Genomic DNA, 12391 nt, shown 5'->3' with positions numbered 1-12391 from the left:
CGGTCAACGCGAAGGGGCGGCACCCGAGTTCGGGTGCCGCCCCTTCGCGTGCCGTAGCGCGCCGGTGCGGTGCGTGGTGAACGTCCGGCTCAGTAGGCCGAGTTGACGTTGTCCATCGAGCCGTAGCGGTTGGCCGCGTACTTGCAGGCGGCGGTGATGTTGGCAACCGGGTCGTAGATGTTCCAGGACGTGCCGGGGACGTGGAACTCGCGGAACGTCGGGTCGATGACCTGGAGCAGACCCTTGGACGGGATGCCCATCTGGGCGTTGGAGTCCCAGAGGTTGATCGCGTTGGGGTTGCCGGAGGACTCGCGCATCAGGTTGCGGTAGATCCCGTCGTAGCTGCCCGGGATGTTGTGCTTCGCCATGATGTCCAGCGACTCGCGGATCCAGCCGTCCAGGGTGTTCGGGTATATCTTCGCCGGCTTCGGGGCGGCGGCCGGGACGGCCTCGCGGACGGCGGAGCGGCTCGCGGCCGCCTTGCCCTGGCGCTCCTGCTCGGCCTTCGCCTTGGCGGCCTGCTCGGCCTTCTGCTTGGCGAGGGCGGCCTCGGCCTTGCCCTGAGCGGCGGAGGCGTCGGCCTGCTGGGTGATGGTGGCCTGCTGGGCGCGGGCGGCGGTGTCGACGGCGCTGAAGGCCACCGGCTTGATGTTCAGGCTGGCGGAGGGCGCCTCGGCCGTGCCCTGGCTGGCGTCGGCCCCCGGGACGACGGTGAAGACCAGTGCGGCGGCACCGGCCGCGGCGACACCGGCGGCGGTGAGCTTGTGGGCCCGGGTCAGGTTCAGACTGGCGTGCTTCGGCATGGGAGACGACCTCTTCCAATGGGGGACATCGCACGGGCCAAGAGCGGCGGCAGAACGCCGAGTTCTGACTGCGGCGCCGAGCGACGGGAGCCATTCTTAGCGGCCGAAAATTCGCCGAGCAACGATGTGACGTACGATCCCGGTTAGTGGAACCGGGCCCGCCCAGATTGCGTCCGAGCGGGAATATTCCCAGTTCAGAGCGGGTTTCTCGGTCCACTAACCAGGCTCGTAAGTGACCTGCGCCCTATGCGCGGGGTCACAGCGGGAGGAGGTTTATCTCGCCGGTAGTAGTTGCAATCGCACAGACCGTGTGCGCATTGCGGGCGAGGTGGGCCGGGTCAGACCTCGACCAAGACTTGGTCAAGGGACTTTCGTACCAAATCCGGTACCCGACAGTCCGGAGCCGGGTAGCCGACGGGGATCACCGCGAACGCCTTCTCGTTGGCCGGCCGGCCCAGCACCTCCTGGAGGAACCGCATCGGGCTCGGGGTGTGCACCAGCGCCGCCAGCCCCGACAGATGCAGCGCCGACAGCAGCATCCCGACCGCGATGCCCACCGACTCGTCCACGTAGTAGTGCTTGTGCTTGGCGCCGTCCGGACCCAGCCAGTGCCGCTGCTGGAAGACCACGATCAGCTGCGGGGCGTCGGTCAGATGCGGCTTGACCTCGTCCGTGCCCAGCGGCCTAAGTGCCGCCAGCCACTCCTCGCCCAGCCGCCCCGCGTAGGAGCGCTGCTCCTCGGCCTCCGCCGCCGCCCGGATCCGGCGGCGCACCTCGGGGTCCTTGACCAGGACGAACGTCCACGGTTGCTGGTGCGCCCCGGAAGGCGCGGTGGCGGCGCAGGCGATCGCGTCCCGAACGACCTGCTCCGGCACCGGGTCGGCGGCGAACTGCCGCACCGTCCGCCGCCGGTCCATCCGCTCCCGCAGCTCGGCGGCGCGGGCCAGCGACTCGTCCGCGGGCATCCGCTCGGGCCGGTACGGCACCGACCGGTAGGGCTCGCCGTGGGTGGGCGTCCAACGCTTCGTCGGGGGTGTGGGCGCGCTGTGCGCCTGTGATGAAGAGGACATGCCCACGAGTCTGGGTCCGGGCCGGCGGCCCGCGCCGCGGATCACCGAATTCGTGCCGATTCCCTCCGCGTCCGCGGCGCGATCGCCGCGCCACCGCACCCCCGGCCCGCACCGCTCGCGCCACTTGTCCCTATATAAGGGGGCAAGGATTGACTTACGGGCGAACACGACTCTTCCCGGCATCTCGCCATCAGACCCCCTTTATGGTGCTCCCCTATATAAGGGGACTTGCACGACCCATATGCGGACGAATCGGATCGGGGTATTTCGGTCGCACCTCGATCGGGCCCCGACCGGCTCCGCGCCCCCCACGGGGCGTTCGGCCTAGGTCAGCGGGCGTAGGCACCCAGCGTCGGCGGACCGATACGGGGTGATCGACGCGCCGGTACGGTGAGGCCATGAGCACCGGAGCGGGTGCCGGGATCCCCGCGGTGAGCACCGCGATCCTGGCCATGAGCAGGCATTTGGAGGTGCGCGACGTCCTCAAGACGATCGTCGCCTCGGCCCGTGAACTGCTGGACGCCGAGTACGCCGCGCTCGGCGTGCCGGACGACCACGGGGGTTTCGCCCAGTTCGTCGTGGACGGCGTCAGCGCCGAGCAGTGGAAGGCCATCGGCCCGCTGCCCCGCCAGCACGGCATCCTCGCCGCGATGCTGCACAACGCCACCCCCGAGCGCCTCGCCGACGTCCGCGAGGACCCCCGCTTCGGCGGCTGGCCCGCCGCCCACCCGGACATGTCCGACTTCCTCGGCCTCCCGGTCGCCGACGGCGACGAGATCCTCGGCGCGCTCTTCCTGGCCAACAAGCGCTGCCCCAAGCCCGCCGGCGGGTGCGGATTCACCGAGGAGGACGAGCGGCTGCTCGGGATACTCGCCCAGCACGCCGCCATCGCCCTCACCAACGCCCGCCTCTACGAGCGCAGCCGCGAGCTGACCATCGCCGGCGAGCGCGCCCGGCTCGCCCACGAGCTGCACGACGCGGTCTCCCAGAAGCTGTTCTCGCTCCGGCTCACCGCCCAGGCCGCGACCGCCCTGGTCGACCGCGATCCGGCCCGCGCCAAGGACGAGCTCCACCAGGTCGCCGCCCTGGCCGCGGAGGCCGCCGACGAGCTGCGCGCCGCCGTCGTCGAGCTGCGCCCGGCGGCCCTCGACGAGGACGGGCTGGTCGCCACCCTCCGCTCCCAGGTCCAGGTCCTGGACCGGGCGCACACCGCCCGGGTCAGCTTCGCCGCCCAGGGTGTACGGGCGCTGCCCTCCGCCCAGGAGGAGGCGATGCTCCGGGTCGCCCAGGAGGCGCTGCACAACGCGCTGCGCCACTCCGGCGCCGCGCACGTCGAGGTGAGCCTCACCCGGTCCGGCCAGGGCGCCCTGCTGCGGGTCGCCGACGACGGGCGGGGCTTCGACACCGGCGTCGTCCGCCGGGCCGGACGGCACCTGGGCCTGGTGTCGATGCACGACCGCGCCGGCGGCGTCGGCGGCACGCTCACCGTGGAATCGGAGCCCGGCAAGGGCACCACTGTCGAGATGGAGGTGCCCGGTGGCTGAACAACCGCAGGGCGGTACCGAACGGGCCACCGGCGAGGGCCACGCGATCCGCGTGCTGCTCGTCGACGACCACCAGGTCGTCCGCCGCGGCCTGCGCACGTTCCTGGAGGTCCAGGACGACATCGAGGTGGTGGGGGAGGCGTCCGACGGCACCGAGGGCGTCGCCGCCACCGAGCAACTGCGCCCGGACGTCGTCCTCATGGACATCAAGATGCCCGGCATGGACGGCATCGAGGCGCTCCGGCAGCTCCGCGCGCTCGACAACCCGGCCAAGGTACTGGTCGTCACCAGCTTCACCGAGCAGCGCACCGTCGTCCCGGCGCTGCGCGCGGGCGCGGCCGGCTACGTCTACAAGGACATCGACCCGGACGCGCTGGCCGGCGCCATCCGTTCGGTGCACGCCGGCCATGTGCTGCTCCAGCCCGAGGTGGCCGGCGCGCTGCTGTCGCAGGAGGACAACAACGGCGGCCAGGGGCGCGGCGGTTCGCTCACCGAGCGGGAGCGGGAGGTGCTGGGACTGATCGCGGACGGCCGCTCCAACCGCGAGATCGCCCGGGCGCTGGTGCTGTCGGAGAAGACCGTCAAGACCCATGTCTCCAACATCCTGATGAAGTTGGACCTGGCCGACCGCACCCAGGCCGCGCTGTGGGCCGTGCGGCACGGCATCGGGGCCTGAAACCCCAGGTGGGCGGGGCACGTTGCGGCCCTATCAAAACTATTAGCCGAACGTCGCCCCGTGAGTCGGAGATTCATACTGTCGTGTATACGTAGCCCGTTTGGCGTATCCCAGCTCCCTGCCGGGCCGTTTCCCAGTGCAGTCGTGGCGGCTGGCCACGGCATCGGCAACGAGGAGCAAGAGAAGTGAAGAACATCAAGCGAGTTGCGGCCGTCACGATCGCGGGGGTCGGTCTCGCCCTGGCGGGTGCGGGCGTCGCCTCGGCCCACGACGGCACGCAGGCCCAGGGTGCCGCGGTGCAGTCGCCCGGCGTCGTCGCGGGCAACGCCGTCCAGGCCCCGGTGCACGTCCCCGTGAACGTCTGCGGCAACACCATCTCCGTGGTCGGCCTGCTCAACCCGGCCTTCGGCAACGCCTGCGTCAACAAGTGATCGTGGGAGCTCTCGCTCCGACCACCTGACCCGCGCGCCGGGCCGAACTCCGGCCCCGCGCAGGTCACTTCGGACCGGCCCCGCCCAGCCCTGGCCGTGCGGCCGGTCCGCCCTCCACATCCACCGTCGTTTTCGGCCCTGTGCCACCACGTGAGGAACACGCCACCATGAACACCGTCAAAAAGGCCGCCCTTGTCCTTGCCACCACCGGTCTCGCCGTCGGCGCCGCCGCCGGTTCGGCGTTCGCCCAGGACGGCGGGCACGCCGACGGCAAGGCCCTGAACTCCCCGGGCGTCGGCTCCGGCAACCTCGTCCAGGCCCCGGTGGACGTGCCGGTGAACGTCTCCGGCAACAGCGTGAACGTCGTCGGCGTGCTGAACTCCGTCTTCGGCAACCACGCCGCCAACGACTGACGCCACCGGCCCGGGCCCTCAACGCCCGGGCCGAAGGAGGGCGTTGGTCCTCGAACTCTCCTCGAAGGTCCCGCCGGCCGCGCCATGGCCGGCGGGACCTTCCCGTTCACCCCCGGCGCCGCTCCCGCTCCTCCACCGCGGAGTTGTACGCCGCCACCTGCGCCCGCCGGGCCGTGCGCTCCACCGGGCGCAACGCCTCGGCGCGGGCCGCGATTTGCGACGAGCTGACCGCCGCGCCGTGCTCCCGACCGTCCCCGCCCGCTCCCCGGGCGATGTCGATCAGCGCGCCGACCCGCTGCGCTAGCTCCAACACCCGTACGGCGCGCGGCGGATAGCCCGGCGCCAGCACCTGCCGGCCGGCCTCCGCCCGCGCCCGGTAGGCCGCCAGCGCCGCGTCCGCCACCGGGCCGGAACCGGCCACGTCCAGCCGCGCGAGCAGCTCCGTCGCCTCCCGCAGCGCCTCCGCCAGCTCCCGCTCGGCCTCGCCCAGCGACGGCACGTCGGCCGGCGGCGCCTCGCGGGCCGGCAGGCAGTGCCAGACCACCTCGACGTGCACATCGGGGCCGGCCGCGCCCTCCGGGCCCGCCTCGTACACCTCCGGGACGAGCCCCAGCGCGACGCCGTGCGCCAGCACCGCCTCGCCGGCCTCCAGCGCCCGCGCGTTGAACTCCGGCGGGCCGCTGAGCCCCAGCGGATGCCCCGGCACCGGCAGCGCCACCCGCAGGCCGACCGCCCCCAGCGCCCGCAGCCGCCCCAGCGCGAGCGTCAGACCGACCGGGGCGTCCTCCCCGGGCAGCCCCAGGACGCGGTGCACCGCATCGTCGTCCGCGATCTGGTGCGCGGCGTCATCGAGTGAGACAAGTCCGGCCAAAAGGGCATTTCCCCACGCCGCCAGCCGTCCTGAGCGAGGTTCATCGAGCATGGTCCCCAGCCTAGGGAACGGCACTGACAACGAGTGGCGTAGGTTTGCAGGGGGGCTGCGCCTACCGGCGCACACGACGACGCGAGATGGCAATGGGAGACAGTGCGCTCATGAGCGATGTACTGGAGCTGGTGGACGTATCCGTGGTCCGCGAAGGACGGGCTCTGGTGGACCAGGTCTCCTGGTCGGTGAAGGAGGGGGAGCGCTGGGTGATCCTCGGCCCCAACGGAGCCGGCAAGACCACCCTGCTGAACGTCGCCTCCAGTTACCTCTTCCCGAGCACCGGCACCGCCCGGATCCTCGGCGAGCAGCTCGGCCGCGTCGACGTCTTCGAGCTGCGCCCGCGCATCGGCGTCGCCGGCATCGCGCTCGCCGACAAGCTGCCGCGCCGTCAGACGGTCCTGCAGACCGTCCTCACCGCCGCCTACGGCATGACCGCCACCTGGCGCGAGGACTACGACGAGATCGACGAGCAGCGCGCCCGCGCCTTCCTCGACCGCCTGGGCATGAACGCCCACCTCGACCGGAAGTTCGGCACCCTCTCCGAGGGCGAGCGCAAGCGCACCCTGATCGCCCGCGCGATGATGACCGACCCCGAGCTGCTCCTCCTGGACGAGCCCGCTGCCGGCCTCGACCTCGGCGGCCGCGAGGACCTGGTGCGCCGCCTCGGCCGGCTCGCCCGCGACCCCTACGCGCCCTCGATGATCATGGTCACCCACCACGTCGAGGAGATCCCGCCGGGCTTCACCCACGTCCTGATGATCAATCAGGGCAAGGTGCTGGCCGCCGGCCCGCTCGACCTGGAGCTCACCTCCAGCAACCTCTCCCACTGCTTCGGCCTCCCGCTCATCGTCGAGCGCAACGGCGCCGACCGCTGGACCGCCCAGGGCCTGCCCCTGAAGTAACCCCGGGATCCCAAGTGGCCGGCCGCCCTTGACCGTTGCCCGGTCGACGGCGACCGGCCACTGACCGATCGCGCCCTGTCCGCGAGCCGCCCGACCGATCTACCATGACTCCGTGGATCCATGGGTGTGGTGGCTGCTCGCCGCCGTGGGACTGGGCATACCGCTCGTCGTGACCGCGCTGCCCGAATTCGGGATGTTCGCGGTCGGTGCCGTCGCCGGTGCCGTCACCGCAGCGCTCGGTGGCGGCACCGTCGTGCAATTCCTGGTGTTCGTCGTGGTGTCCGTGGCGCTGGTCGCCGTCGTGCGACCGATCGCCAACCGCCACCGAGGCCAGGGCCCGCACGTCGCCTCCGGCATCGACGCGCTGAAGGGCCGGACCGCCACGGTCCTGGAGCGGGTCGACGGCGGGGCCGACGGCCGCATCAAACTCGCCGGCGAGATCTGGTCGGCCCGCGCCCTCGACGGCGACCGAGTCTACGAACCGGGGCAACAGGTGGACGTGGTGGACATCGAGGGCGCCACCGCCCTCGTCATCTGAACCGAACCCGGTGTGCGACGCCCCGCACCTCTGGAAGACTGATCAACAACAAGCCGGCCGCGGCCGGATGGGCCAGCAACGAAGGGCAACGGGAGCCGCTTTGGATATCATCATCGTCCTGATCATCCTGGTGGTGCTCGTCTTCATCGCACTCCTCAAGACGATCCAGGTCATCCCCCAGGCCAGCGCGGCCATCGTGGAACGCTTCGGCCGCTACACCCGCACACTCAACGCCGGCCTGAACATCGTCGTCCCGTTCATCGACACGGTCCGCAACCGCGTCGACCTCCGCGAGCAGGTCGTGCCGTTCCCGCCGCAGCCGGTGATCACCCAGGACAACCTCGTCGTCAACATCGACACCGTCATCTACTACCAGGTCACCGACGCCCGCGCCGCCACCTACGAAGTCGCCAGCTACATCCAGGCGATCGAGCAGCTCACCGTCACCACCCTCCGCAACATCATCGGCGGCATGGACCTGGAGCGGACCCTGACCTCCCGCGAGGAGATCAACGCGGCGCTCCGCGGCGTCCTCGACGAGGCCACCGGCAAGTGGGGCATCCGCGTCAACCGCGTCGAGCTCAAGGCGATCGAGCCGCCCACCTCCATCCAGGACTCGATGGAGAAGCAGATGCGCGCCGACCGTGACAAGCGCGCCGCGATCCTCCAGGCCGAGGGTGTCCGGCAGTCCGAAATCCTCACCGCCGAGGGCCAGAAGCAGTCCGCGATCCTCCGCGCCGAGGGTGAGGCCAAGGCCGCGGCCCTGCGCGCCGAGGGCGAGGCCCAGGCGATCCGGGTGGTCTTCGAGTCCATCCACGCCGGCGACCCGGACCAGAAGCTGCTGTCGTACCAGTACCTCCAGATGCTCCCGAAGATCGCCGAGGGCGACGCCAACAAGCTCTGGATCGTCCCCAGCGAGATCGGCGACGCGCTCAAGGGCCTCGGCGGCGCCATCGGCAACTTCAACCCCGCCGGCGGCGGCGCCACGATCCCCCGGCCCGCCAGCCCCGAGCGACAGGCGCCCCCGATCGACTGACGCGGCCGCATCCCTCGTGCATGATCAGGGTTGCCCCCCGACCTTCGCGGCGGGGAGGCAACCCTGATCGCGTGAGGAGCCGTCGGTGTCCCCCTGGGAAGCAGTCGCAGTCTTCGCCGCCGGACTGGGCGCCGGCACCATCAACACCATCGTCGGCTCCGGCACCCTGATCACCTTCCCCGTCCTGCTCGCCGTCGGCCTCCCACCGGTGACCGCCAACGTCTCCAACTCCCTTGGCCTGGTGCCCGGTTCGATCAGCGGCGCCATAGAGTACCGGCGCGAACTGCGCGGCCAGCGCGGCCGGGTGCTGCGCTTCGGCGCCGGCGCCGTCATCGGCAGCCTGGGCGGCGCGGTCCTGCTGCTCGCCCTGCCCTCCAGCGCCTTCGACGCGGTCGTCCCCGCCCTGATCGCGCTCGCCCTGGTGCTCGTCGTCGCCCAGCCCCGGCTGGCCGCCGCGGTCCGCGCCCGCCGCGCCCGCAACGGCACCACCACCCACCGGGACGGCGGCCCCGCCCTGTTCACCGGCCTCCTGCTGGCCAGCGTCTACGGCGGCTACTTCGGCGCCGCGCAGGGCATCATCTACCTCTCCCTGATGGGCGTCCTGCTCAGCGACGACCTCCAGCGCAGCAACGCCCTCAAGAACGTCCTCACCGCGCTCGTCAACGCCGTCGCCGCGGTCTTCTTCCTCTTCGTCGCCCACTTCGACTGGGCCGCGGTGCTCCTCATCGCGGCCGGCTCCGCGCTCGGCGGCCAACTGGGCGCCAGGGTCGGCCGCCGACTACCGCCCACCGCGATGCGCGCCGTGATCGTCGCGGTGGGCCTGGTGGCCATCGTCCAACTCCTCACGAAATAGCGGGAGTTACGCCTACGGGCAGGTGAACGACAGCCACCGGTCACCCGCGCCACTACGCCGGCAGCGCCCGCAGCCAGTCCGGCAACTCGTCCCGTACGGACACCCCCAGGGCCGCCACCAGCGCATCCGCCGGCGTCGGCTCGAAGGGCCGCCGCAGCAGCCGCATCCCCGCCTGCTCCGGCGTCCGGTCCGCCTTGCGGTGATTGTCCTCCCGGCACGAGGCGACGGTATTCAGCCAGGTGTCCCCACCGCCGTGCGACCGCGGCACCACATGGTCCACGGTCGTCGCCCGCCGCCCGCAGTACGCACAACGGTGCTGGTCCCGCGCCAACACACCCCGCCGGGACCAGGGCGCCCGTCTTCGAAACGGCACCCGTACGTATCTGCTGAGCCTGATCACCTGCGGCACCGGCACGTCCACCGAGGCCGCCCGGACCCGCAACCCCGGGTGGGCGTGCTCGACGACCGCCTTGTCCTGCATCACCAGCACCACCGCACGCCGCAGCGACACCGTCGCCAGCGGCTCGAAGCTCGCATTCAGCACCAGCGTCTCGCGCATCCCGTCCACCTCCCGGACCCTGATCGCCGCCCTGGCGAAGTGGCTCCACTCTGCAAGGGCAGGTATTCCCCGGACAACGCAATTTCCGTATGCCACAAGGGAAATGAGGGGTTGCGGGAGCATGAAGAAGAGGTGCTCCGCGACGGGGGCGGCGCCCGCGCGACGGCCCGCGCGGGACACCGGGAAGAAGAGTGCACTCCGGGTTCCGACCCCCGTACGAGGAACCCGGAGCGAACGGCGGCCGGCGCGGACGCCCCTGAGCGTACGGACGTCCGGACGGGGCGCCTCCCGGGCCCTGGGGCCACGGGGGAGGGGCGCACACACACTGGCGCCCCGGCGCTCCGCCACTGCGGTACCAGCCGCCCGCCGCCTCGTGGAGGCGGCGGCACGCGTACCACTGTGGGTGGCGGAAGCGCCGGGGCGCAACGCATTTCCCACGGGCCGGAGAGCCGGCCGCGGGTCAGCCGGCGGCGGGCACCTCGTACTCGCCGATCAACTGGGCCCGCCCGAGCGTGTGGAACCGCAGGTTGAAGCCGACCACCGCGGGCGAGGCGTCCGCGTCCGGCCCCAACTCCTCCTGGTCGACCGCGTACACGGTGAACACATAGCGGTGCGGCCCGTCCCCGGGCGGCGGCGCGGCGCCACCGAAGTCCCGCGTCCCGTAGTCGTTGCGGGCGTGCACGGCCCCCTTGGGAAGCCCCACCAGATCACCGCTACCGGCCCCGGTCGGCAGCTCCGTCACCGACGCCGGGATGTCGAAGAGCACCCAGTGCCAGAACCCGCTGCCGGTCGGCGCGTCCGGGTCGTAGCAGGTGACGGCGTAGCTCTTGGTCCCCTCGGGCGCGCCCTCCCACCGCAGCTGCGGCGAACGGTTCCCCTCGGCATAGACCTGCTCCGGTCGCAGCGTCCCGCCCGGCTCCACCTCCTCGCTCACCACCGTGAACTCCGCCACCGGCGGATGGAAATCGTGCGGGAGCGGCCGCCGCTTCAGCTCGGACACCTCGGACCTCCTGGTCGCTTGCTGACACTCTGTCCGGCCAGGTTAGAGCCCCTTCCACCCCCGCCACCCCCACCCAGCCAACGACCGCACCCCCGCGCCCAGCCGACCGGCACCCCCGCCACCTCCAACTCCCGCCGCAACAGCCACCGTTACCGCGCCCCGCACCACGCCCTCCCCCCACCCCCGATCATGGCCAGATCCACCCACCCCGCGCCCCCGCCCGGCTCCACTACGCTCGGAACCCATGACCGACGTACCAGACCGCACCCCCCTCCCGCGCGACTTCTTCGACCGTCCCGTCGTGGACGTCGCCCCGGACCTCCTGGGCCGCACCCTGGTACGCCACAGCCCCGACGGCCCCATCGAGCTCCGCCTCACCGAGGTCGAGGCGTACGACGGCGAGTGCGACCCGGGCTCCCACGCCTACCGCGGCCGCACCGCCCGCAACGCCACCATGTTCGGCCCACCCGGCCACGCGTACGTCTACTTCATCTACGGCATGTGGTTCAGCATCAACCTGGTCTGTGGCCCCGAGGGCAAGGCCAGCGCGGTCCTGCTGCGCGCCGGCGAGATCCTGACCGGCGAACCCCTGGCCGCCGCCCGCCGCCCCAAGGCCCGCAACGCCAACGAACTGGCCAAGGGCCCGGCCCGCCTGGCCACCGCCCTCGACATCGACCGCTCCCTGGACGGCATCGACGTCTGCGCGCCCACCGCCACCCCGCTCACGATCCTCCACGGCACCCCGGCCCCTCGTGACGCGGTGCGCAACGGCCCCCGCACCGGCGTCGGCGGCGACGGCGCGGACCACCCCTGGCGCTACTGGATCGACGGCGACCCGACCGTCAGCCCCTACCGCCCCCACAGCCCCCGCCGCCGCACCGCCACAGCTACTTGACTCTGTCCCGCCAAACGCCTAACGTGGCCCGAGCCGCTGGACACGGGCAGCGCTTTCTGCGCCCCGATGCGGCACCAACCACTACTTCGCACGACTCCCTGATGGGTCTGTTTCGGCATGGCCGAAATTCGATTCCAGTGACTCGATTATGGGTCGTCAGGAAAGGCCGCTAAAGTAGTGGTTACGCCGAAAGGCAAGCTCCTCCGACGAGCAATTCAGAACGGAATTCGAACCAGCCGCTCAGTGGCCGGAAGCGAACGAAGATCTGATAAAGTCGGAAAGGCCGAAAAGCGAAAGCGAAGCGGCCGAACCCCACTCCAACAGGGGGCCGGATGCGGAAACGGATCTGGTACGGTTGGAACCGCGAAGAAGCCGAAAGGCCGAATCGCACCGGCGAAAATCAGGGCCGAAAGGATCTGATAGAGTCGGAGACGCAAGACCGAAGGGAAGCGCCCGGAGGAAGCCCGCGAGGGCAGGCCGAAGGAAGCGTCCGTTCCTTGAGAACTCAACAGCGTGCCAAAAGTCAACGCCAGATATGTTGATACCCCGTCTCCAGCATCACGCTGGGACGAGGTTCCTTTGAAAGTCCTTCCGACGTGTTCGGGAGGCACACACAGCGAGGACGCTGTGAACCACAGGGACTATTCCTCTTTGTGGTTCCGCTCAACGCGAGTGTATGACCGGATTACCGGTAAGCATTCACGGAGAGTTTGATCCTGGCTCAGGACGAACGCTGGCGGCGTGCT

14 protein-coding genes are annotated in these 12391 nt (G+C 71.1%); 9 read left to right on the top strand and 5 right to left on the bottom strand.

Annotation, left to right across the window (positions count from 1 at the left end; genetic code table 11):
- Positions 1–89: 89 nt before the first annotated feature.
- Both ACFVFQ_RS02075 and ACFVFQ_RS02070 read right to left on the bottom strand, forming a co-directional pair.
- On the bottom strand, positions 90–803 hold the full coding sequence (locus ACFVFQ_RS02075) for a transglycosylase SLT domain-containing protein (RefSeq protein ID WP_383407066.1): 714 nt from the start codon (positions 801–803) through the stop codon (positions 90–92).
- Between the two features lie 338 nt (positions 804–1141).
- Positions 1142–1873: a nitroreductase family protein gene (locus ACFVFQ_RS02070; RefSeq protein ID WP_383407062.1), complete on the bottom strand. Its 732-nt coding sequence runs from the start codon at positions 1871–1873 to the stop codon at positions 1142–1144.
- A gap of 398 nt (positions 1874–2271) precedes the next feature.
- Here ACFVFQ_RS02070 and ACFVFQ_RS02065 point away from each other — a divergent pair, with 398 nt between their 5' ends.
- The 4 genes from ACFVFQ_RS02065 (at position 2272) to ACFVFQ_RS02050 (ending at position 4937) form a co-directional block, all read left to right on the top strand.
- The gene (locus tag ACFVFQ_RS02065) at positions 2272–3417 is read left to right on the top strand and encodes a GAF domain-containing sensor histidine kinase (protein WP_383407059.1); all 1146 of its coding nucleotides are present in this window, start codon (positions 2272–2274) and stop codon (positions 3415–3417) included.
- Positions 3410–4093 (top strand): response regulator, encoded by a 684-nt coding sequence (locus ACFVFQ_RS02060; protein WP_383407056.1) that lies wholly within the window; start codon positions 3410–3412, stop codon positions 4091–4093. Before ACFVFQ_RS02065 ends, ACFVFQ_RS02060 begins: the two co-directional genes overlap by 8 nt.
- A 185-nt stretch (positions 4094–4278) precedes the next feature.
- Complete coding sequence (locus ACFVFQ_RS02055; RefSeq protein WP_383407053.1) at positions 4279–4524, top strand: chaplin; 246 nt, start codon at positions 4279–4281, stop codon at positions 4522–4524.
- A 167-nt stretch (positions 4525–4691) separates the two neighbouring features.
- Positions 4692–4937, top strand: a complete 246-nt coding sequence (locus tag ACFVFQ_RS02050) for a chaplin (protein WP_383407050.1) — start codon at positions 4692–4694, stop codon at positions 4935–4937.
- Positions 4938–5043: 106 nt separating this feature from the next.
- Here ACFVFQ_RS02050 and ACFVFQ_RS02045 read toward each other — a convergent pair whose 3' ends face one another.
- A complete protein-coding gene (locus tag ACFVFQ_RS02045) occupies positions 5044–5859 on the bottom strand; it encodes a hypothetical protein (protein ID WP_383407047.1) in 816 nt (271 codons plus the stop codon).
- 92 nt (positions 5860–5951) lie between these two features.
- On the opposite strand from ACFVFQ_RS02045, the gene ACFVFQ_RS02040 reads away from it, so the two are divergent.
- The 4 genes from ACFVFQ_RS02040 (at position 5952) to ACFVFQ_RS02025 (ending at position 9191) form a co-directional block, all read left to right on the top strand.
- Positions 5952–6764 (top strand): ABC transporter ATP-binding protein, encoded by an 813-nt coding sequence (locus ACFVFQ_RS02040; protein ID WP_383408025.1) that lies wholly within the window; start codon positions 5952–5954, stop codon positions 6762–6764.
- A 124-nt stretch (positions 6765–6888) separates the two neighbouring features.
- Positions 6889–7302, top strand: coding sequence for an NfeD family protein (locus ACFVFQ_RS02035; RefSeq protein WP_383408022.1), 414 nt, complete (start codon positions 6889–6891; stop codon positions 7300–7302).
- A 67-nt stretch (positions 7303–7369) separates the two neighbouring features.
- Positions 7370–8338 carry an SPFH domain-containing protein gene (locus ACFVFQ_RS02030; protein WP_383407044.1) on the top strand — a complete coding sequence of 323 codons (969 nt, stop codon included), beginning with the start codon at positions 7370–7372 and terminating at the stop codon, positions 8336–8338.
- Positions 8339–8423: 85 nt separating this feature from the next.
- Positions 8424–9191 (top strand): sulfite exporter TauE/SafE family protein, encoded by a 768-nt coding sequence (locus tag ACFVFQ_RS02025; protein WP_383407041.1) that lies wholly within the window; start codon positions 8424–8426, stop codon positions 9189–9191.
- Between the two features lie 52 nt (positions 9192–9243).
- Here the strand turns inward: ACFVFQ_RS02025 and ACFVFQ_RS02020 are convergent, their stop codons facing one another.
- A complete protein-coding gene (locus ACFVFQ_RS02020) occupies positions 9244–9750 on the bottom strand; it encodes an HNH endonuclease (RefSeq protein ID WP_383407038.1) in 507 nt (168 codons plus the stop codon).
- Positions 9751–10210: 460 nt separating this feature from the next.
- The gene (locus tag ACFVFQ_RS02015; RefSeq protein ID WP_383407034.1) at positions 10211–10750 is read right to left on the bottom strand and encodes a YbhB/YbcL family Raf kinase inhibitor-like protein; all 540 of its coding nucleotides are present in this window, start codon (positions 10748–10750) and stop codon (positions 10211–10213) included.
- Between the two features lie 244 nt (positions 10751–10994).
- On the opposite strand from ACFVFQ_RS02015, the gene ACFVFQ_RS02010 reads away from it, so the two are divergent.
- Positions 10995–11645 carry a DNA-3-methyladenine glycosylase gene (locus tag ACFVFQ_RS02010; protein ID WP_383407031.1) on the top strand — a complete coding sequence of 217 codons (651 nt, stop codon included), beginning with the start codon at positions 10995–10997 and terminating at the stop codon, positions 11643–11645.
- Positions 11646–12391: the final 746 nt, after the last annotated feature.

It is taken from the genome of Streptomyces sp. NPDC057743 (genome assembly GCF_042798755.1).
Classification (GTDB): Bacteria; Actinomycetota; Actinomycetes; order Streptomycetales; family Streptomycetaceae; genus Streptomyces.
The sequence above is the reverse complement of the archived record's forward strand: the minus strand, read 5'-3'. Positions and strand labels throughout refer to the sequence as shown.